20 protein-coding genes are annotated in these 19,378 nt (G+C 45.0%); 15 read left to right on the forward strand and 5 right to left on the reverse strand.

Going from position 1 to position 19,378, the window contains the following annotated elements:
- Positions 1-3 precede the first annotated feature (3 nt).
- Both JT717_RS18695 and JT717_RS18700 read right to left on the reverse strand, forming a co-directional pair.
- Positions 4-2,562 (reverse strand): ABC transporter permease, encoded by a 2,559-nt coding sequence (locus JT717_RS18695; RefSeq protein ID WP_205512359.1) that lies wholly within the window; start codon positions 2,560-2,562, stop codon positions 4-6.
- Between the two features lie 106 nt (positions 2,563-2,668).
- Complete coding sequence (locus tag JT717_RS18700; RefSeq protein WP_205512361.1) at positions 2,669-3,349, reverse strand: ABC transporter ATP-binding protein; 681 nt, start codon at positions 3,347-3,349, stop codon at positions 2,669-2,671.
- Positions 3,350-3,655: 306 nt separating this feature from the next.
- Here JT717_RS18700 and JT717_RS18705 point away from each other — a divergent pair, with 306 nt between their 5' ends.
- Positions 3,656-4,369 carry an arylesterase gene (locus JT717_RS18705; RefSeq protein ID WP_205512363.1) on the forward strand — a complete coding sequence of 238 codons (714 nt, stop codon included), beginning with the start codon at positions 3,656-3,658 and terminating at the stop codon, positions 4,367-4,369.
- 147 nt (positions 4,370-4,516) lie between these two features.
- Here the strand turns inward: JT717_RS18705 and JT717_RS28660 are convergent, their stop codons facing one another.
- Positions 4,517-4,639, reverse strand: coding sequence for a hypothetical protein (locus tag JT717_RS28660; RefSeq protein WP_255553011.1), 123 nt, complete (start codon positions 4,637-4,639; stop codon positions 4,517-4,519).
- Positions 4,640-4,758: 119 nt separating this feature from the next.
- Here JT717_RS28660 and sufB point away from each other — a divergent pair, with 119 nt between their 5' ends.
- Genes sufB through JT717_RS18740 form a run of 7 tightly spaced genes read left to right on the forward strand, consistent with a single transcriptional unit; the run spans position 4,759 to position 10,888 of the window.
- Complete coding sequence (gene sufB, locus JT717_RS18710; protein WP_205512365.1) at positions 4,759-6,204, forward strand: Fe-S cluster assembly protein SufB; 1,446 nt, start codon at positions 4,759-4,761, stop codon at positions 6,202-6,204.
- A gap of 58 nt (positions 6,205-6,262) precedes the next feature.
- Positions 6,263-7,021 (forward strand): Fe-S cluster assembly ATPase SufC, encoded by a 759-nt coding sequence (sufC, locus tag JT717_RS18715; RefSeq protein WP_205512366.1) that lies wholly within the window; start codon positions 6,263-6,265, stop codon positions 7,019-7,021.
- A gap of 32 nt (positions 7,022-7,053) precedes the next feature.
- Entirely contained in the window at positions 7,054-8,358 is a 1,305-nt protein-coding gene (gene sufD / locus JT717_RS18720; RefSeq protein ID WP_205512368.1) for a Fe-S cluster assembly protein SufD, read from the forward strand.
- On the forward strand, positions 8,355-9,596 hold the full coding sequence (locus JT717_RS18725; protein WP_205512370.1) for a cysteine desulfurase: 1,242 nt from the start codon (positions 8,355-8,357) through the stop codon (positions 9,594-9,596). The genes sufD and JT717_RS18725 overlap by 4 nt, the downstream gene beginning before the upstream one ends.
- 2 nt (positions 9,597-9,598) lie before the next feature.
- Complete coding sequence (locus JT717_RS18730) at positions 9,599-10,072, forward strand: SufE family protein (protein ID WP_205512371.1); 474 nt, start codon at positions 9,599-9,601, stop codon at positions 10,070-10,072.
- Positions 10,038-10,349: an iron-sulfur cluster assembly protein gene (locus JT717_RS18735; protein ID WP_205512373.1), complete on the forward strand. Its 312-nt coding sequence runs from the start codon at positions 10,038-10,040 to the stop codon at positions 10,347-10,349. Before JT717_RS18730 ends, JT717_RS18735 begins: the two co-directional genes overlap by 35 nt.
- A gap of 35 nt (positions 10,350-10,384) precedes the next feature.
- Positions 10,385-10,888 (forward strand): RrF2 family transcriptional regulator, encoded by a 504-nt coding sequence (locus JT717_RS18740; protein ID WP_205512375.1) that lies wholly within the window; start codon positions 10,385-10,387, stop codon positions 10,886-10,888.
- A 90-nt stretch (positions 10,889-10,978) separates the two neighbouring features.
- Here JT717_RS18740 and JT717_RS18745 read toward each other — a convergent pair whose 3' ends face one another.
- Entirely contained in the window at positions 10,979-12,814 is a 1,836-nt protein-coding gene (locus tag JT717_RS18745) for a hypothetical protein (protein ID WP_205512377.1), read from the reverse strand.
- A gap of 548 nt (positions 12,815-13,362) precedes the next feature.
- Here JT717_RS18745 and JT717_RS18750 point away from each other — a divergent pair.
- From JT717_RS18750 to JT717_RS18760, 3 genes are all read left to right on the forward strand, one after another.
- Positions 13,363-14,475, forward strand: a complete 1,113-nt coding sequence (locus JT717_RS18750; RefSeq protein ID WP_205512379.1) for a C1 family peptidase — start codon at positions 13,363-13,365, stop codon at positions 14,473-14,475.
- A gap of 59 nt (positions 14,476-14,534) precedes the next feature.
- Positions 14,535-14,963, forward strand: a complete 429-nt coding sequence (locus JT717_RS18755) for a hypothetical protein (protein WP_205512381.1) — start codon at positions 14,535-14,537, stop codon at positions 14,961-14,963.
- 148 nt (positions 14,964-15,111) lie between these two features.
- Positions 15,112-15,429, forward strand: a complete 318-nt coding sequence (locus JT717_RS18760) for a protease inhibitor I42 family protein (RefSeq protein WP_205512383.1) — start codon at positions 15,112-15,114, stop codon at positions 15,427-15,429.
- A gap of 55 nt (positions 15,430-15,484) precedes the next feature.
- On the opposite strand, the gene JT717_RS18765 is transcribed toward JT717_RS18760, so the two are convergent.
- A complete protein-coding gene (locus JT717_RS18765) occupies positions 15,485-15,865 on the reverse strand; it encodes a hypothetical protein (protein WP_205512385.1) in 381 nt (126 codons plus the stop codon).
- A gap of 461 nt (positions 15,866-16,326) precedes the next feature.
- Between JT717_RS18765 and JT717_RS18770 the strand changes: the two genes are divergently transcribed.
- From JT717_RS18770 to JT717_RS18785, 4 genes are all read left to right on the forward strand, one after another.
- Positions 16,327-16,692 (forward strand): hypothetical protein, encoded by a 366-nt coding sequence (locus tag JT717_RS18770; RefSeq protein WP_205512387.1) that lies wholly within the window; start codon positions 16,327-16,329, stop codon positions 16,690-16,692.
- A 15-nt stretch (positions 16,693-16,707) separates the two neighbouring features.
- Entirely contained in the window at positions 16,708-16,926 is a 219-nt protein-coding gene (locus JT717_RS18775) for a hypothetical protein (RefSeq protein WP_205512389.1), read from the forward strand.
- 476 nt (positions 16,927-17,402) lie between these two features.
- Positions 17,403-17,999, forward strand: coding sequence for an RNA polymerase sigma factor (locus JT717_RS18780; protein ID WP_255553012.1), 597 nt, complete (start codon positions 17,403-17,405; stop codon positions 17,997-17,999).
- A 150-nt stretch (positions 18,000-18,149) separates the two neighbouring features.
- Positions 18,150-19,370: a FecR family protein gene (locus JT717_RS18785; RefSeq protein WP_205512393.1), complete on the forward strand. Its 1,221-nt coding sequence runs from the start codon at positions 18,150-18,152 to the stop codon at positions 19,368-19,370.
- The last annotated feature ends 8 nt before the right edge of the window (positions 19,371-19,378 follow it).

Here is a 19,378-nt window from a genome sequence, read left to right on the forward strand (position 1 = left end):
CGCTTATACTTCTTTTCGCAAGACTTCCAGGGGTGGTTTGTTCAGGATGCTGCGGCTGTTCAGCAGGCCAATGATCACCGTTAACAAGGCAATGGCGGCAAACAGCACAAAAATCGGAAGCACATGCGGCGTAAAGGGCGCTTTGAAACTATATGTTGCCAATGCCCAGCTGGCTGCCATTGATAATGATATTCCGGTAGCAGCAGCCAGGGCGCCCAAGAAGAAATATTCGAGCGCTGTGATAAACAATATCTGTTTGCGGCTGGCGCCCAGTGTTCGTAAGAGAATGCTTTCCTGAATGCGTTGAAATTTACTGATCAGCACCGAAGCAATGAGCACGATCAAACCGGTAATAATGCTGAAGCCTGCCATAAAACGGATCACAAAACCGATCTTATCCAGCACTTCATCCAGAACGGTGAGTATCAGGTTCAGGTCAATGACCGAAACGTTCGGATATTTTTTTACAATGGCCTGCTGAAAGCGGGCTGATACTTCCGGTGACGGCACCCGCGTCACCAGCACATGGAACTGAGGTGCTTCTTCAAGCACACCCGTAGGGAACACGACCCTGAAATTGGTTTGCACCCGTTGCCAGTCAACCTGCCGGAGGCTACCCACGACGGTAGGGATCAGGGTGCCCTGCACGTTGAATATGATATGATCGCCAACGTTCACATGGATGCGTTTGGCATACCTGTCTTCCATGGAAATATAGATCACATCGTCTTCCCCGGTCACCGGGCCGTATAATTTACCGGCGGTAAGTTTTTCAGAGCTGGTAAGGGTATCGCGGTAGGTTACGCGGAATTCCCACTCATATGCTTCCGTACGATAGCCTGAGCCGGAATCTTCTTTTACCTGCGCGGCAGTCTGGTGATTGATCTCTTCTACCCGCATGGTAACAATGGGAACCTGCTGCATAACGGGCAGTTTATATTGTTTGGCCAGGGTGGCCACACTGTCTTTCTGGTTGTTCTGAATATCGAATAAAACCATGTTCGGCTGGTTGCCGCTGCCCGATAAGGTTACCCGGCTGATCAAAATATCCTGGATAAAGTACAAGGTGCCAATAAATGCAGCGCCCAAACCGATGGTCACAATGAGAATAAGGGTTTGATTGTTGGGGCGGTATAAATTGGCAAAACCCTGCCGCCAGAGATAATTCCAGGAAGCGGGGAAGAAGCGGCGCACGAGCCAGCGCAGGGTCAGCGCAACAAGCGATAACAAGAGGAAGGCAACGAGAATGCTGCCGGTAAATATGATCGCCTGCCGCCAGTTGTGGATCTGCCACCAGGTAAAGCCGGCAACAAAAAAGAGGATAGCCGCGTACACCAGCCATTTGAGCGGATCCCGGAACCTAATATTTTCAACCGACAGGCGCAACGTATACAAGGGAGAAATATTCCGCACATTTACCAGTGGCAACAGCGCAAACAATAAAGAGATCACTACGCCTGAGATGATACCCTGGCCTATAGCCTTCCAGCTGATGGTGGTAGTTACCTGCACCGGCAGGAAATCTTTCAATACGGCCGGTAGCTGTTGCTGAATGGCGATACCCAACAAGGCTCCCAGCAGAGAACCGATGAGCCCGATAGTAACGATCTGTATTAAATAGATCAGGAATGCCTGTGATGAGTTCACGCCCAGGCATCGAAGGATAGCAATGGACGCGATCTTTTCGCGCATATAAATGTGAATGGCGCTTGCGACGCCAATACAGCCCAGTAACAAAGCGATAAAGCTAATAAGCGTCAAAAACTGGTTAAAGTCTTCAAACGCGCGGCCGGTATTTCTTTTTCTTTCTTCAACGGTGTCGTAGTCGAGCCCCTCTTTCTCTAAACGGGGTTCAATATCCGAAATAACCGATGCAATGGCATCGGGATTGGCATATTTGTAATAGTAGGTGGTTGCAATACGGCTGCCTTTTTGAATAAGTCCGGTAGAGTCGAGGTATTTCAGCGGAATATAAACAGGGGGCGCTACGGTGGTGGAAAGGCCGGTTCGGCCCGGTGCTTTGGTGATAACGCCGGCAATGGCAAAGCTGACATCGCCAATTTGAATAGAATCGCCCACCTGCGCATTGTACTGCAGCATTAAGGTTTTATCAACAAGGGCCTGCCGCGCTTTGCGGAATGACCGGGCAGCGCGCACCGGCGTGGTTTCTATAGAACCATAATAAGGGTAATCGCCTTCAAGCGCCCGCACCTGCACCAGCCTGGTGCCATCGTTTTTGGTAAAATAGATCATGGAGGCGAAGGTGCGTTCAACGGAACGCTGATCGCCGAGGGAGTCGAGCAGGGGCCTAATGCGGGAACTTACTCTTTTGTTGCTTTCAACGACCAGGTCGGCGCCCACGAGGGTCTTTGCCTGTGAGTCGATGTCGCTGCGCACATTATCGCCCAGGGAAAAAATAGCTACGAGGGCGGCAATGCCGAGAACGATGGATGAAATAAATAAGAACAGGCGGGAGCGGTTACGCCGGCTGTCGCGCCAGGCCATTTTCAATAACCAGCCAAAACGAAGTCTTCTTTTGTATTTGAATCTCATTAAATCCATCCGGTATGTATTTCTGATTTCTTGATTTTGAGATTTTGAGATTGCAATTATCCGGAAATGTTTTCCAATCGAAATATCCCGAAGTCTCAAAATCAGCAATCGTCCATTAGTTCAGTTCATCCGCTACGAGATGCCCGCCTTTGATCTTTATAATTCGTTTTGTTTGTGATGCCAGTTCCAGGTTATGGGTAACAATGATCAATGTTGTGCCAGCTTCCTGGTTCAGGTCGAACAGGAGTTTGATCACTTTGTCACTGGTTTCCACATCGAGGTTGCCGGTTGGTTCGTCGGCAAATAAGATGCGCGGTTTATTGGCAAATGCCCGGGCCAGTGATACCCGCTGCTGTTCACCGCCTGATAGTTGGGCAGGGTAATGATGTATGCGGTTTTGCAGGCCTACTTTTTCCAGCAGGCCGATCGACCGGGCACGCACATGTTTTTCGCCCCGCAACTCCAGCGGCACCATCACATTTTCGAGTGCAGTAAGGGTGGGCAATAACTGGAAATTCTGAAAAATAAAACCTACGTAGCGGTTGCGCACCTGTGCCCGCTCGTCTTCGCTCAATTGATCGAGCCGGATATTGTTCAGTTCCACGGAACCTTTACTGGCCCGGTCAAGTCCCGCGCAGAGGCCCAGCAGCGTAGTTTTACCACTGCCTGAGGGGCCCACAATGGAAACGGTTGAACCGGCTTCCACCGCAAAATTCACATCATTCAATACCGTCAGGGTTTGACCGGCGCCCTGGTACGTTTTACTTACGTTCTTTACGTTCAGAATTGTTTCCATATGCTTAAAAGCTGGTGGCTAATGGTAATAGCTGGTGGGGATCTTTATTCAAAACCCACTCGCCACCTGCCATTTACTACCCGCAGTTTTAAACTTTTAATTACAGTTATGTAGTAATAAAGTTGCTTAATTTAATGTTATTTTGAGTGTAAACCCGATGAAGGGTCGCACAGGCAGGAATAGCGGAAAAAACAGGAATAGTTCTTTCTAATCTACCTTGTAAGATCGGTTTAAATGGAACAAAATCCTGAAAATCCGGCAGGTGATTTGAGTAAAATAAATGGGCAATTCTTAAAGGAGGTACAGATGAAACAGTTTAGCAGTAATTTTTATATGGGTGGAAGGTATCTGGCTGCCAGCCTGCTGATATGGATACTGGCAGCCGCTTGCGGAAATAATGAGGAGAAAGCAAATGAGGCAACAAAACAGAAACGTGAGCAGGTGAAGACGACAACTGGAAATGAAAAAACAAAGACAATCGTATTTTACGGCAACAGCCTTACCGCTGGTTACGGTGTAGACCCATCGTCGGAAGCATTCCCCGCTCTGGTGCAGGAAAAAATAGACAGCCTGCAATTGCCTTACAAGGTGGTTAATGCAGGCGTAAGCGGGGAAACCACTGCAGGCGGTAAGGGCCGCATTGATTGGATATTGCGGCAACAGGTTGATGTGTTTGTTTTGGAGCTGGGAGGGAATGACGGTTTGCGCGGTATTCCGATCGCAGAAACTTCCCGTAACCTGCAAGCGATTATTGACCGTGTACGGGAGAAATATCCCGATGCCAAAATAGTGCTGGCCGGTATGCAGGTGCCGCCGAATATGGGGCGCCAGTATGCGAACGCTTTTCGTGGAACATTTGAACAGTTGGCAACTAAAAATAACCTCGTACTTATTCCCTTCCTGCTTGAACATGTAGGCGGCATTGCATCGCTGAACCAGCCCGACGGCATTCATCCTAACCCGGAGGGGCACAGAATCGTGGCTGAAAACGTTTGGAAGGTGTTGCAGCAATTGCTTTAGATCTTTCGGTAAATAAGAGCTGGCCTTGAGCCCTTATAAAGCAATACGCCTGACATTAAAATATAACTGGCAGGACGGTCGCTTTGACCGTCCTGTTGCTTTTGGTACCTGCGGGCCGAAAACCGGTGACCGGGAATCAATAAATACCTACCTTTGCGGCGCAATGCGATAGTCTTCATTCGCACTCTTTCCTGAAGAGACTTTTAACAAAAGCGCATCACCCTGCTGAATCACTTCTAACTGTCTGAAAAGCAGGGCGTATGACTTCATAAATAGAATTTATCCCGCCATAAATAGAAATGATGTAATGCTGTTTATACTTTTTAGTATAGATTGTTGTACCTTTGTGCTCCAAATTCGAAAACAGGTCAATTCAAAAGTATTTTGATATGAACAATGAGCTTAGTGCAATTGAAAAAACGGTTCTTAGTGATTACAAATATGGTTTTGTAACAGAAATAGAAGCGGATGAAGCGCCTCCCGGATTGAATGAAGACACTATCCGTTTTATTTCGGCCAAAAAGAATGAACCGGAGTGGATGTTGGAATGGCGGTTAAAAGCTTATAACCACTGGCTTAAGATGCAGGAACCTTCCTGGGCTAATATTAAGTATGATGCCATTAATTACCAGGATATTAAATATTATTCGGCTCCCAAACAGAAGAAAAAGGTAAACAGCCTCGACGAGATCGATCCCGAGCTGCGCAAAACATTTGAAAAGCTGGGCATTTCCCTCGATGAGCAAAAACGCCTTTCCGGCGTAGCCATTGATGCGGTTATCGACAGCGTATCTATTGGCACCACTTTCAAGGAGCAACTGGCTGAGCTGGGCATCATCTTCTGTTCCATCAGCGAAGCCATCCAGGAACATCCCGAGCTGGTAAAAAAATATATAGGATCTGTAGTACCTATTACCGATAACTATTTTTCGGCCCTGAATTCAGCCGTTTTCAGCGATGGTTCTTTCTGCTATATTCCCAAAGGCGTTCGTTGCCCGATGGAATTATCAACTTACTTCCGTATCAATGCAGAAGGTACAGGCCAGTTCGAGCGTACGCTGCTGATTGCCGACGAAGGCAGTTATGTGAGCTACCTGGAAGGATGTACAGCGCCCATTCGCGATGAAAACCAGCTGCATGCTGCGGTGGTTGAGCTGATCGCCATGGAAAATGCCGAGATCAAATATTCAACTGTTCAAAACTGGTATCCCGGTGATAAGGACGGCGTAGGTGGTATTTACAATTTTGTGACCAAACGCGGTATTTGCCAGGGCGCCCATTCTAAAATATCCTGGACGCAGGTAGAAACCGGTTCATCTATTACCTGGAAATATCCCAGCGTGATCCTGAAAGGTGATCATTCAGTAGGTGAGTTTTATTCTGTAGCCGTGACCAATAATCACCAACAGGCCGATACCGGTACCAAAATGATGCACCTGGGCAAAAATACCCGCAGCCGCATCGTATCGAAAGGTATCTCTGCCGGCGTAAGTAACAACAGTTACCGCGGACTGGTGCATGTTGGTAAAAATGCAGCCAATGCCCGTAACTTTTCCCAGTGCGACTCTTTATTGTTAGGCGATAAATGCGGCGCTCATACTTTCCCTTATATAGAAGTAAAGAACAATACAGCGGTAGTGGAACATGAAGCTACCACTTCTAAAATTGGTGAAGACCAGATCTTCTACTGCAACCAGCGGGGTATTGATACCGAAACTGCCGTTGCCCTCATCATTAATGGCTTTGCCAAGGAAGTGATGAACCAGTTACCTATGGAGTTTGCGGTTGAAGCCCAGAAATTGCTTGCGATCAGCCTTGAAGGAAGCGTAGGTTAATCAACCGGCAACACCAACAATCAACTTTAACGATCAAGATCAAATTATAAAAACGACTATGTTATCAATTAAAAATCTGCATGCAAATATTGACGATAAGAAAATTTTGAAAGGTATTAACCTCGAAATTAAACCAGGTGAAGTGCATGCTATTATGGGACCGAATGGATCTGGTAAAAGCACCCTGGCGTCGGTATTGGCCGGCCGGGAAGATTATGAAGTAACAGAAGGTACGGTTGAGTTTGCCGGTAAAGATCTGCTGGACCTCTCTCCGGAAGAAAGAGCCGGCGAAGGTTTATTCCTTGCATTTCAATACCCTGTTGAAATACCAGGTTTAAGCACCACCAATTTTATAAAAACAGCGGTGAACGAAGTACGTAAGTACCGTGGCGAAGAGCCTTTGGATGCAGTAGCGTTCCTGAAACTCATGAAAGAGAAAATGGCGATGGTGAACATCGATCAGTCGCTGTTAAGCCGTTCCCTGAACGAAGGCTTTTCGGGCGGTGAAAAGAAAAGGAATGAAGTATTCCAGATGGCCATGCTGCAACCCAAACTGGCTATTCTCGATGAAACCGATTCGGGTCTGGATATCGATGCCATTCGTATTGTGGCCAATGGTGTGAACAAATTACGCAGTAAGGATAACGCGGTACTGGTTGTTACGCACTATCAGCGCCTGCTGGATTATATCGTTCCTGATTTTGTGCATGTATTGTACAATGGACGAATTGTGAAATCTGGTCCGAAAGAACTGGCGTTTGAGCTGGAAGAAAAGGGCTATGATTTTATTAAAAACGAGTTTAAGGTAGAAGCTTAAGTGAAAAAGGATCAGTTACAAACGATATAACAATGAACAATCTGGAATATATAAAAGAACGCTATAATCAGCTCCCTTCTATAAACGACCTGAATGGTTTGGGCGTTATTCGCCAAAAAGCATTTGAGGCGCTGAATAAAATGGGTATTCCCACCACCCGGCACGAGGAGTGGAAGTATACCCGTATCGGCAGTTTCTTCAATAAAGAATATCAATACCAGGCTAACCAGTCAACAGTAAGCGCCAATGAGCTTTCAGCCGTTCGCTTGCCCGGTTATGAGCAGGCCAATGAAATGGTCTACATCAATGGCCGCTATTCGCCTGAGTTGTCGGTGATCCGTTCGAAAGGACTGACCATACAGCCTTTGCAGGAAGCTGCCAGGAACGAGTACAAGGATATTGTTTCGAAGCACCTGGGCCACAGCAGTAATTACCTGAAAGACGGTATTATGGCGCTGAGTACCGCCTTTGTGCAGGATGGTGTGTTTGTACACGTGAAGAAGGGGCAGATCATTGAGCATCCTATTTACATTTATAATATTACCGACGCGCGTCAGGCCAATGTACTGGCACAACCCCGTACGCTGGTTTATGTAGGGGAGAACGCACAGGTGAAGTTCGTAGAGACCTTCAACACCCTGGGCACCCAGGAAAGCTTTACCAACCGCGTGATCGAGATCGTGGTAGAGAAAGATGCTATCACTGAGTATTACAAGATCCAAACCGACGCTTCGCATGCCAGCCAGGTAGCTACTACCCATATACAACAGATCGGTAAAAGCTATACGCATACAGTAACGGTGTCATTGAATGCCGGACTGGTTCGTAACAACCTGAACATTGTGCTCGACGAGCAGTATTGCGAAGCACATTTATACGGAATTTATTTACAACAGGGCCAAAGCCATATCGATAATCATACGGTGGTTGATCATGCCAAACCCCATTGCGAAAGCAATGAGCTGTATAAAGGCATGTTGGATGATCAAAGCACGGGCGTATTCAACGGAAAGATCTTTGTACGGCAGGATGCACAGAAGACCAATGCTTATCAGAGCAATAAGAACATCTTGCTGGCTGAAGGTGCGAGTGTAAACACAAAACCGCAGCTGGAGATCTTCGCTGATGACGTAAAATGTTCGCATGGTTGTACGATTGGCCGGCTGGACGATGAAAGTTTATTCTACCTGCGCTCAAGAGGTATTTCAGAAAGCACTGCCCGTTCATTATTGTTACACGGTTTTGCAGTGGATATTCTGGAACAGATTAAACTGGCTCCCATCCGGGAATATGTTGACAAACTGATTTCAGAACGCTTGGAATTTGATTTAGCATGATACAGAGCAACACCATAACAAAGGAACTGGATGTATATGCCATCCGGCAACAGTTCCCGGCGCTAAACCGGCAGGTGAAGGGTCAGCCACTGGTATATTTTGATAATGCCGCGACTACACAAAAGCCGCAGGTGGTGATTGATGCACTGGTTGATTATTATACGAATTATAACGCGAATGTGCACCGGGGCATACATACATTGGCCGAAGAAGCAACTGCTGCTTTTGAAGCCAGCCGGGATGCCGCGCGGCAGTTCATTAATGCTGCTTCAAGGGAAGAGATCATTTTTACCCGTGGTACTACAGAAGGCATTAACCTGGTAGCTTTTACGTGGGGACGTAAAAATATCAAGGCCGGTGATGAGATCATTATCACTGAAATGGAGCACCACTCCAATATCGTTCCCTGGCAGTTATTATGTGAAGAGAAAGGCGCTACTTTAAGGGTAATACCGCAGCTGAACGGCGAATTGCTGCTGGATGAATATAAAAAACTACTGAGCTCAAGAACGAAACTGGTTTCTGTGGTGCATGTATCCAATGCACTGGGAACCGTGAACCCGGTAGAAGAAATTATCAAACTGGCACACCAGGCCGGCGCATTGGTAATGATCGATGGCGCCCAGAGCTCTGTTCACCTTGATATTGACGTGCAGGCGATGGATTGTGATTTCTTTGCATTCTCATCCCATAAGGTCTATGGCCCTACCGGTATCGGCGTATTATATGGCAAGAAGCATATACTGGAAGCCATGCCGCCGTTTCAGGGTGGGGGTGAAATGATCAAGGAAGTGTCCATGTTAAAAACCACCTTCAATGATCTGCCCTATAAATTTGAAGCCGGTACCCCGAATATTGGGGATGCGGTGGTCTTGAAAGCGGCCCTGGATTATGTGAGTAAGGTAGGCAAGGAAAAGATCCGCAACCACGAGAAAGAATTACTGGCCTATGCAACCGAGCAGGTACAACAGATACCGGGCATTCGCATCATCGGAAGCGCTGCTGAAAAAGTAAGCGTGCTTTCTTTTGTGATCGACAAAGTACATCCGCAGGATATTGGCATCTTGTTGGATAACCGCGGGATTGCGGTAAGAACCGGTCACCATTGTGCGCAACCATTGATGTTTTGCTTTGGCATTCCCGGTACCATCAGGGCTTCCTTTGCTATGTATAATACTAAAGAAGAAGTTGACAAACTGATCGTTGGATTGCAGAAGGCTTTAAAAATGTTATTATAACAATGAGCGATCAAAAGACCATCCAGGAAATAGAGAACGAAATAGTGGAAGAGTTTTCCCTGTTCGATTCATGGGATGATAAATACGAATATATTATCGACCTGGGTAAGAAGCTGCCTGTATTGGAAGATAAGCACAAACTCGATGAGAATAAGGTGCGCGGATGCCAGAGCACCGTATGGCTGGTAGCTGATTATATCGATGGCAAAGTACATTTCAAAGCCGATAGTGATGCCGTGATCGTGAAGGGATTGATCAGCATGCTGATCAGGGTACTGTCGGGCCATACACCTGATGAGATCATTCAGGCGAGCCTGGGATTTATTCAAAAGATCGGTATGACGACCCACCTTGCGCAAACCCGGTCAAACGGGCTGCTGGCCATGGTTAAGCAGATGAAAAATTTTGCGCTGGCTTATAAAATCAAAAACACGATGTCGCATGGAGAACGAAGTGCTGAAACAAAAAGTAATTGAGGTATTGCAAACCATTTTCGATCCCGAATTACCGGTAAGTATTTGGGAACTGGGTTTGATCTATGAAATAAATATACTGCCGATCAACAATGTTCAGATCGTAATGACCTTAACGGCGCCTGGTTGCCCCGCAGCCCAGTCCTTACCGGTTGAAGTAGATCAAAAAGTGCGCGCGATAGAAGGCGTGAATGATGTGCATGTTGCCGTAACCTGGACACCAGCCTGGGATAAGAGCATGATGTCTGAAGCGGCTCAATTAGAATTGGGATTTATGTAGGCGGTAGTAAGTAGCTGGTTTTAAATAAAAATTACATGAAAATAACTGCACAGGAAGAATACGGTTTGCGTATATTAATACGACTTGCAGCCTGCAAGGATACGAATGGCATGAGCATTCCGCAGTTAAGTGAAGCGGAAGGGCTTACGGGCACATATGTTGCCAAGTTGACGCGTATATTACGAATGAAAGGTTTTATAAACAGTACTCCGGGATATAAGGGCGGCTATGTTCTGGCCAAACCCGCGAAAGAAATTGTGATCAATGATGCCTTAAAGGCATTGGGCGGTCCCATGTTCAATAACACGTTTTGTGGATCGCATGCCGGCACCATGAAGTTATGTACCAACTCAGTGGATTGTTCGGCCCGTTCGTTGTGGCAGATGATCCAGTATACCCTGGATCAGTTACTTGATAAAGTGACCCTGCATGACCTTGTGAATTCAGAGAAAGAATCTACCAAAATATTATACCAGATGCTGCAGCCCGACCCGGCATTAAAGCGCAGCATCATGAGCATTATTGCACCGGAAGAATAAGGATCGGTGCATGAACTTATTAAACAGGAAAGCCCCGACAGCGTCGGGGCTTTCCTGTTATTAATCCTTCACTTTTATGACTGTTTTTTGTTAACCGCGGGGCCTGGGGCTGAAACGGCCGGGACCAAGCTCGCCTTTTTCTTTGGCCGGACCATTCGGTTTTACAGGCTGGTTCTTTGATTCTGCTTCTTTCTTGTCTTGCTCTTCCTGCTCTTTCTGCTCTTTGCCGGCGCCCTCTTTTTCTTCCTTGTCTTTTTGTTCCTTAGCCAGGCGTTCTTTTTCGGCGCGTTCTTTATCTTCTTTTTCCTTTTGCTCTTTAGCGATGCGTTCTTTTTCTGCCCGCTCCCTGTCTTCTTTCTCTTTTAGCTCTTTGGCGATACGGTCTTTTTCTTCTTTCTCTTTATGCTCTTTCTCGGCGCGCTCTTTATCTTCTTTATCCTTTTGTTCTTTAGCGATGCGTTCTTTTTCTGCCCGCTCCCTGTCTTCTTTTTCTTTTTGTTCTTTGGCTATACGGTCTTTTTCTTCTTTCTCTTTATGCTCTTTTTCGGCGCGTTCTTTATCTTCTTTATCCTTTTGTTCTTTAGCGATGCGGTCTTTTTCTGCCCGCTCCCTGTCTTCTTTTTCTTTTTGTTCTTTGGCTATACGGTCTTTTTCTTCTTTCTCTTTATGCTCTTTCTCAGCCCGCTCTTTATCTTCCTTATCCTTTTGCTCTTTGGCGATGCGGTCTTTTTCTTCTTTGTCTTTCTTTTCTTTCTCAGCACGCTCTTTATCTTCTTTATCCTTTTGTTCTTTGGCTATACGGTCTTTTTCTTCTTTGTCTTTCTTTTCTTTTTCAGCGCGCTCTTTATCTTCCCTGTCTTTTTGTTCTTTGGCAATACGGTCTTTTTCCTCCTTGTCTTTCTTTTCTTTCTCAGCACGCTCTTTATCTTCTTTATCCTTTTGTTCTTTAGCGATGCGGTCTTTGTCTTCTTTGTCCTTCTTTTCTTTCTCGGCGCGCTCTTTATCTTCCTTGTCCTTTTGTTCTTTGGCGATGCGGTCTTTTTCCTCTTTGTCCTTCTTTTCTTTCTCAGCACGCTCTTTATCTTCTTTATCCTTTTGTTCTTTGGCTATACGGTCTTTTTCCTCTTTGTCCTTCTTTTCTTTCTCTGTGCGCTCTTTATCTTCCTTGTCCTTTTGTTCTTTGGCTATACGGTCTTTTTCCTCTTTGTCCTTCTTTTCTTTCTCCGCGCGCTCCTTATCTTCCCTGTCTTTTTGTTCTTTGGCTATACGGTCTTTTTCCTCTTTGTCCTTCTTTTCTTTTTCCACGCGCTCTTTATCTTCCTTGTCCTTTTGTTCTTTTGCTATACGGTCTTTTTCATTTTTCTCTTTCTGCTCTTTTTCCAAGCGCTCTTTTACTTCGCGGTCTTTGGGATTGAAGCGGCCGCCGGGACCAAAGCCACCTCCTTTGACGACACTGTCTTTTTTACCGAAGATACCTCCCGGACCATAACCCTTTTTTTCTTTCTCGAGGCGTTCCCGCACCAGACGTTCTCTCTCTTCTCTGGCTAAACGCTCTCTTTCCAGCCGCTCCCTTTCCAAACGTTCTTTTTCCAAACGTTCCTTTTCCAGCCGCTCCCTTTCTAGACGTTCTCTTTCCAAACGTTCTCTTTCTTCACGCTCTTTAATACTAACAGGTCTATTAGGCCTTGTCGTGTTATAATTATTTTGTGTGTTGTTGTTAACGATCACTACCTGTTGTTGTTGAACAGGGGGTTGTTCTTTTACTACCACCACTTTCTCAATGACCCGGGGAGGTTCTTTAACAACAATGACTCTTGCTGGCGGTGGTGCGGTACTATAAACCGTTGTGTGGGTAGCGTGGCAGGCAGCTAGTAAAATTACTATTCCACTATAGGAACATGCCGATACGATTTGCTGGTAATTCATGGGGTTACAGTTTTTAAGGTAAACTTCCTCTTGTGCATCAATAGGTTGCATAGCAGCAGGAGAAGCTTATCATAATAACGTTCATTATGCTTTTTTGGTATATAAAAAGATTATAATTCATTAATAATGTGGATAATATGCTGCCAGGAACGGCGCTCTGTTGCCATGAAGGTTGGCGTTATTTATACACTTGTGTGCCGATGACCAATTAATCCCGGCCGTTTGATTTACAACAATAATTCGCCTGAAATATCATATAACCGCTTTGCGGTATTGCTTATTAATTTTTTTTAATGTAGCTTAGGCACGAAAACCTAACAGTTCCGTATATCCCCGGTTTACTTTGCTTTAAAGTCTCATTGGTTTCCCAGCTCTGACAGTAAGTACATATCGTTTAAAAAGAACACGGTTAAGGATCCTGATGCCTTGCATCAGCACAAGGTATTTCATCTGTATCCCTCATACATTATGGTAATAGACGATCGATGTTTACAATATCGAAGGGAAATGCTTTGTATTATTTTCTTTAACCTTTAAAACATGCGCTTATGAACAAGTCAGAAGAACTGAATGCGCTCCGAAGCACCCTGCTTCAAAATGACAGCAGCTGGAATGCCGGCACAAACATGATTTTCGAACTTTCGACAGAAGAACAAATCAAACGGCTGGGTTATACGCCTGGTCCGGGTGAACCCAGCCTTAGCGAGCAGGAAGCCTTAGCACAGGCCAATTTGCTCAATTTCAATGTACGCAGAAGCGCTTATGGCAATGAGTTTGGTGCACCGGCTGCATTCGATTGGCGCAATAAGGGCGGACTGAACTTTGTAACTTCTGTAAAAGACCAGGGCAGTTGTGGTTCCTGTGTGGCATTTGGTACGATTGCATCAGTGGAAAGCAGGATCAAGATCCTGAAAAATAATCCGGCTTATGCCGTCGACCATTCCGAAGCTCATTTGTTCTATTGCCTGGCAAGGGCGGAAAGCCGGAATTGCAGTAATGGCTGGTGGCCCGAGCGAGCCCTTGAAAATTACAAAACCACCGGTGTTACCGATGAAGCCTGCTATCCATATGTAGCCGGTGATCAGAACTGCACAGGCCGTTGTGCCGATTGGCAGAACCGCGTAACCAAAGTGCAGACCTATTCTAATAAAACAGATATTGCTTCCATCAAAGAGTGGTTATCGACCAATGGTCCAATGATCGCCTGCTTCTCGGTGTACTCCGATTTCTTCGCCTATAATAATGGAATTTATCGCAAATCGGCCAACGCCCAATTCCGCGGCGGCCACTGCGTATGTTGTGTAGGGTACAACGATGCGCAACAGTTCTGGATCTGTAAGAACAGCTGGGGCGCTGGCTGGGGCGAAAGCGGTTATTTCCGTATTGGTTATGGCGAGTGTGGTATCGATAGCGCCATGCAGGGTGTTGATGCCATTGTTGATACAGCCTGGTTGAGTAATATCAGCGTAAAAGGTTTGTGGAACAATAAATCTGACCGCAACGCATATGCATACCTGGGTAACGAAGGCTGGAAAAGGATCACCAACAGTAATGATGTTAATTTCTACATGATGTTAAATGACCTGGCTACTGCTAAATCAGCCGGACGCAATGTAACAGCCCATGTAGAGAACGGGATCATCACTGAGGTGTATGCTTAATGCGATCTTATAGCTCAGTGTTCTTTAAAGGAACCATTATTCACAAAAAAAATTATAACATGTCCAAAAAGAATATACCAACTGATATGCCGTCTGCATCAGCCATGTCAGCAGCATCCACAGCAAGCGAAAGCTTTGCACCCGAAGCGCAGCCCCTCTTGCCTTCAAAAACGGAGAATGGTAAAACGGGTGGTTCGCTTTTAGCTACCCCATTTGACGCTATTAAGGAGTTGGAGAAGGGACAGGCCGAGGAAGGATTTGGCGCCGGCGTGTGGCATTCCAATAAGAAGGTAGTGGGTTTATGGACCATTGCCCAAACCCGCAATGCATGGGTGAATTTAACCGACCTGGGTTGGAAGAAGTTCTATAGCGGATCAGATTCTTCCATAGTGGCATTTAACATCATTGCCGGCAGTGCTTTGGAAAAGCAAACCCTGGTAAATGTGTTGATCGAGAACGACCAGATCATTGAAATATATGCCTGGTAAAATGGCTTGCTAATACCAATACTACTTTGACAGGCTTTATATGAAGGTGCAGTATATTTATAGAGACTGTATGCTGAAACCGGCTATATGGCCGGTCAAAGTAGTACTTATACTCTTTCTTTTAGTTAGTTCCTTAAATATGCATTATATGCAGGAGTATCAATTGAGTGAAGCTGATAATGGAAAAAAATTACAGCTCAAAATGGATGACCATGTAGTGATAAAGCTCCCCGCCAGTCCGGGTACAGGCTATAACTGGGAAGTACAGCCCAACAGCCATTTTAGTGTATCACATCAATATAAGACCCAGGCCGATGCAGGTATAGGATCGGGCGGCGTGGATATTTTTAAGCTGAACCCCCAGGCGCGGGTGCAAAATGGTTCCATACGATTTTTATATCGCCGGGCCTGGGAAGATGCGTCAAAGGCAGGTAAACAATTTGGTTTCAGCTACCAGATCCAGTAGAAAGCTTGAAACCAGGTTTGAAGAGCCACCAAGGGCCAATTATGACAGCAGTAAGCTATCGTTTTAAAACGATCTTGTAACTCTTGTAGTCAACGGTAGCGCTGGCATAGCGGGGTTCGTGCAGGACCATGGAATGATCAGTCAGCATAACGATATTATATTTAAAGCCCTGCACATTTACTTTGAGATTCTTCTCCGAATAGGTATAGCTGGCAGTATCGTAGGTGCCGTTAATGAAAGAATATAGTTTGCCATCCGTTCTGAAGTCCATATACTCACCGGTTTTTCCCTCATACTTATTAGGAACCGCTGCGGCCGTTGACGTGTATGTGGTGTCAAGGATCTGAACAAGACTCCACTTGTTCATTAGTTTTTCGGTCAGGCCTTTTTCTTCTTCTTTTTTGCAGGCGGCAGTACAGACAATTAATAATGCCATAGAGGCAAAGGCAGTTAACGGGCTGTGTCCGTTAAGCCGGTTTGGTACGAAATAAAACATGACAATAACCAAGGTTTAATTAGTAAAATGAGGCCGTTCTTAAGCGATGCCAGAACGCTGTGGAGGTTTTGAGTGGGGGACCTGGTTTTTCATGAATGAAGGCCTTATAAAAATAAGAAAAAGATGGGTTATAAATCAATAAGATGGGAATCTTTTCCTAACGGACGTCACTATTTACAAAAAAATCGGTTAAAAAAATTACATTATACAAGAGGTGTGAGCGGTAACAAATTTGTGTGTATTCAAAAATACCTGTAAATTCAATGACAGACCGGAATTAGCACTGCACCCCGTAACCCGGTAAGTATTGATTCAGCATTTATCTTTTAAATAAGATCTGCCAGTTAAGGATATTGATTTGTCAGCCGCTCGTATTGGATTACCATTAAATATTGGTGACTATGGCCAAATCGCCAAAAAAGAAGGGCAATGGAAAGAAAAGGAAGGGAACGAAGGAAAGTCCCGTTAAACTATATGCAGTTTCAAACAGGGTATTCACCCAAAACCCCGAAGCGCTTTTAAAACAATTACTGAAGCCAGACCGCATCCTTCCGCGGCTGGTACTTTATAAAGAGGATCTTATTTACTTGTTCGGCATGGATGCTGTTGAAGCCAGCCGGCTTATCACCCAAATCAGGAAGAAAGAAAATACCGTGAACGGGCGTTGGGTTTTCATAAAGGAATTGAGCAGATACACAGGCGTTCTGGAAGAACGGGTATATGTATACCTGTTAAGTTTAACGGTGAAAGAACGCATTTTATCATAAAGAAATACGATTGTTATGCGAAAATCAAGAATGAAAAGGATCAAGACCTATGGTTACAAGAAGAAAAGAGTGATTGTACCGCGGGCAAAAAAAAGGAAAAAGAAGTGGTGCTCAGATAAGGAGTTTTATGCAGATTTTACACCGCGCCATGTTATCAAAAGGCATGAAGGGCGCAAGGTGAGAAGAGCAAACAGGACTGCCAGCAAGCCGTCAACTTTGCGGGTAGTGAAATAATAGTGTTTTGTTTTACCATGAAAGGGGCCGTTCCACAGCAGGTGGGATGGCTTTTTTTTATGGTGCGATGACATTTTTTGCAGGCATGAATTTTATAACAGATAAAAAGATATGCAGATCCTGACGGAGCATTTAATGAGTAGAGAAAACTAATCCGGAACACTTATTAGAAAGAATAATGTTTTTTTGTAACTTAATAGCCAGGGTGATCGAAGGAATGTGGAAATTCTCGTTTTCTGCCGCCATTGGCTGAAAAGTTTTTTCACCTTAAATTCGTGCCGAATGGATATCTGTTATCTATCATAACCTATCCGCCTTATTCTCACACGCAAGTTATCATTAACCTAAGACCATCTGCTGCCTGAATGCGCAGTTTTAACAATGGATGTGAAGCATCTCATTGCAATTGATTGTTTTGTCTTTCAGTAAATTATATTAATTGTTCAATTGAACTATGAATGCCGCAGGAGTAATCAATGAAATCTAGCCAGTTTACTGAGATTCAAATTATTGACGGCTTGAAAAACAACGACAGCCGGGTATTCGATCACTTGTTTAACGAATACTATACCCAACTGCAATACTTCGCGGAGCGCCTGGTTAGTAACCGGGAAGAAGCGCAGGACATAGTCATTACCGTCTTTCGTAAATTCTGGAGCATTAAAGACAATTTTCAAACGATCAATAATATAAAAGCCTTTTTTTATATAACCGTGCGCAACCAGTGTTTGGATTTTTTGCGTTACAGGCAACGGTTGAATGAAGTAAAAAAGGAATATGAATCACACCTGCTCACCGCAGATGAATTAAAACAGTCGGAGCATCTGATCATTGAAACCGACCTCATTAACAAGATCTATAAAGAGGTGCAGAAGCTTCCCAACCGCTGCCGTGAAATTTTCATTCTCACCTACTTCAAGGGACTTAAAACAAAGGAAATAGCATCGGCGCTGCAGATCTCAGAAAGTGCAGTAACTACCCAAAGATCATTGGCCATCAAATACTTAAAGCATGCTTTTTCTCAGGAAGGCTATGTATTCTTTTGCCTGGTACTGGCCGGTATGGACGTATAAGGGATCTCAAAAAAAAATATTTTATATTTTTTTGGACAAACTGCCGCTGCCATCCGTTTCTATTATATAACGGTTACCAAATTGTTATTTCTTTTCGGTTAAGGCAGGGCAAACAAACTTAATCAGATCACATTTTTAAAAGCGTTATGAATGGCTGAAGAATCCTTTCATCTTTCCAATGAGTTGTTCGAAGTAGGAAACCTTATTTTAAAGTACAACCAGGGGGAGATCACCGAAGAAGAAAAAACAATACTGGATAATTGGATCAATGCCTCGGAAGGTAATCAACAGCTCTTTGCAACCTTAACGAACAATGACGCATTACAGGCAAAGCTGAACCAGCTTCATGAAATAGAAGGGACCAGGGAAGCAGCAAAGGATCGCGTAAAAGAAATGCTTTTCCCCGGCGCTTTAGTAACACCTATAAAACGCGCCGCTTACAGCAGCTGGAAAACAGTGGCCGCTGCAGTTGTTGTTACAGCTGTTGTAGGTACCGGCGCCTGGTTTTTATTAAATAAAGAGAAACCGCAACAGATGGCAGTGGTTCAACCAACTGCGCATGCAAGCCAACAGGATATAGCGCCCGGGAGTTACAAAGCCCAGCTGATCCTGGATGATGGATCGGCCATTGTGCTGGATAGCGCCAATGCCGGTAAACTGGCGCAGCAGGGAAATATGCAGGTGGTGAGCAGGGATGGACAACTGGTTTATCAGCAGGGGACAGCATCAGAAAAAAAAGTTCTTTACAATACATTAAAGACAGCCCGGGGACAAATGTATCCGGTAAAGCTATCTGATGGTAGCGCTGTTTGGCTCAACTCTTCCTCTTCAATCCGTTTTCCTGTCGCATTTATTGAACAGGAAAGAAGAGTTGAAATTACTGGTGAAGCATATTTTGAAATTGCGCATAACGACCGCAAACCGTTTACGGTTAGGGTGAACGGTGTGGATGTGCAGGTGGTAGGAACGGTGTTTAATATCAATTCATATGCCGATGAAAGCTCCCTGAGAACGACCTTGCTAAAAGGAGCGGTGAAAGTGAAGCAGGGTGATCAGCAGGTGTTGATAAAGCCGGGCGAGCAGGCGGAGGTAAAAGAGGAGAAGATAAGTGTGAAGAAAGCCGATGTTGAGCATGAAGTTGCCTGGAAACATGGCATCTTCGATTTCAAGAACGATAACCTGTCTACGATCATGCGGCAGATCTCGAGATGGTATGATATTGATGTGGTTTATGAAGGAACCGTTCCTGATAAGAGAATAAGTGGCGGTATTTACAGAAATTCCAATTTGTCGGAAGTATTGAAGATCCTTGAAGGATTGAATGTAAAATTTGAAATCTCTGGTAAGAAGTTGGTTATAAAAGGAAAATAACGGTAAAG

Origin of the sequence: Longitalea arenae (assembly GCF_016924755.1) — a bacterium.
Taxonomy (GTDB): Bacteria; Bacteroidota; Bacteroidia; order Chitinophagales; family Chitinophagaceae; genus Niastella; species Niastella arenae.

Coding starts and splice junctions, on each gene's coding strand:
- JT717_RS18695 (WP_205512359.1), bottom strand. CDS start 2,562: ATGGATTTAATGAGATTCAAATACAAAAGAAGACTTCGTTTTGGCTGG.
- JT717_RS18700 (WP_205512361.1), bottom strand. CDS start 3,349: ATGGAAACAATTCTGAACGTAAAGAACGTAAGTAAAACGTACCAGGGC.
- JT717_RS18705 (WP_205512363.1), top strand. CDS start 3,656: ATGAAACAGTTTAGCAGTAATTTTTATATGGGTGGAAGGTATCTGGCT.
- JT717_RS28660 (WP_255553011.1), bottom strand. CDS start 4,639: ATGAAGTCATACGCCCTGCTTTTCAGACAGTTAGAAGTGATTCAGCAG.
- sufB (WP_205512365.1), top strand. CDS start 4,759: ATGAACAATGAGCTTAGTGCAATTGAAAAAACGGTTCTTAGTGATTAC.
- sufC (WP_205512366.1), top strand. CDS start 6,263: ATGTTATCAATTAAAAATCTGCATGCAAATATTGACGATAAGAAAATT.
- sufD (WP_205512368.1), top strand. CDS start 7,054: ATGAACAATCTGGAATATATAAAAGAACGCTATAATCAGCTCCCTTCT.
- JT717_RS18725 (WP_205512370.1), top strand. CDS start 8,355: ATGATACAGAGCAACACCATAACAAAGGAACTGGATGTATATGCCATC.
- JT717_RS18730 (WP_205512371.1), top strand. CDS start 9,599: ATGAGCGATCAAAAGACCATCCAGGAAATAGAGAACGAAATAGTGGAA.
- JT717_RS18735 (WP_205512373.1), top strand. CDS start 10,038: ATGGAGAACGAAGTGCTGAAACAAAAAGTAATTGAGGTATTGCAAACC.
- JT717_RS18740 (WP_205512375.1), top strand. CDS start 10,385: ATGAAAATAACTGCACAGGAAGAATACGGTTTGCGTATATTAATACGA.
- JT717_RS18745 (WP_205512377.1), bottom strand. CDS start 12,814: ATGAATTACCAGCAAATCGTATCGGCATGTTCCTATAGTGGAATAGTA.
- JT717_RS18750 (WP_205512379.1), top strand. CDS start 13,363: ATGAACAAGTCAGAAGAACTGAATGCGCTCCGAAGCACCCTGCTTCAA.
- JT717_RS18755 (WP_205512381.1), top strand. CDS start 14,535: ATGTCCAAAAAGAATATACCAACTGATATGCCGTCTGCATCAGCCATG.
- JT717_RS18760 (WP_205512383.1), top strand. CDS start 15,112: ATGCAGGAGTATCAATTGAGTGAAGCTGATAATGGAAAAAAATTACAG.
- JT717_RS18765 (WP_205512385.1), bottom strand. CDS start 15,865: ATGGCATTATTAATTGTCTGTACTGCCGCCTGCAAAAAAGAAGAAGAA.
- JT717_RS18770 (WP_205512387.1), top strand. CDS start 16,327: ATGGCCAAATCGCCAAAAAAGAAGGGCAATGGAAAGAAAAGGAAGGGA.
- JT717_RS18775 (WP_205512389.1), top strand. CDS start 16,708: ATGCGAAAATCAAGAATGAAAAGGATCAAGACCTATGGTTACAAGAAG.
- JT717_RS18780 (WP_255553012.1), top strand. CDS start 17,403: ATGAAATCTAGCCAGTTTACTGAGATTCAAATTATTGACGGCTTGAAA.
- JT717_RS18785 (WP_205512393.1), top strand. CDS start 18,150: ATGGCTGAAGAATCCTTTCATCTTTCCAATGAGTTGTTCGAAGTAGGA.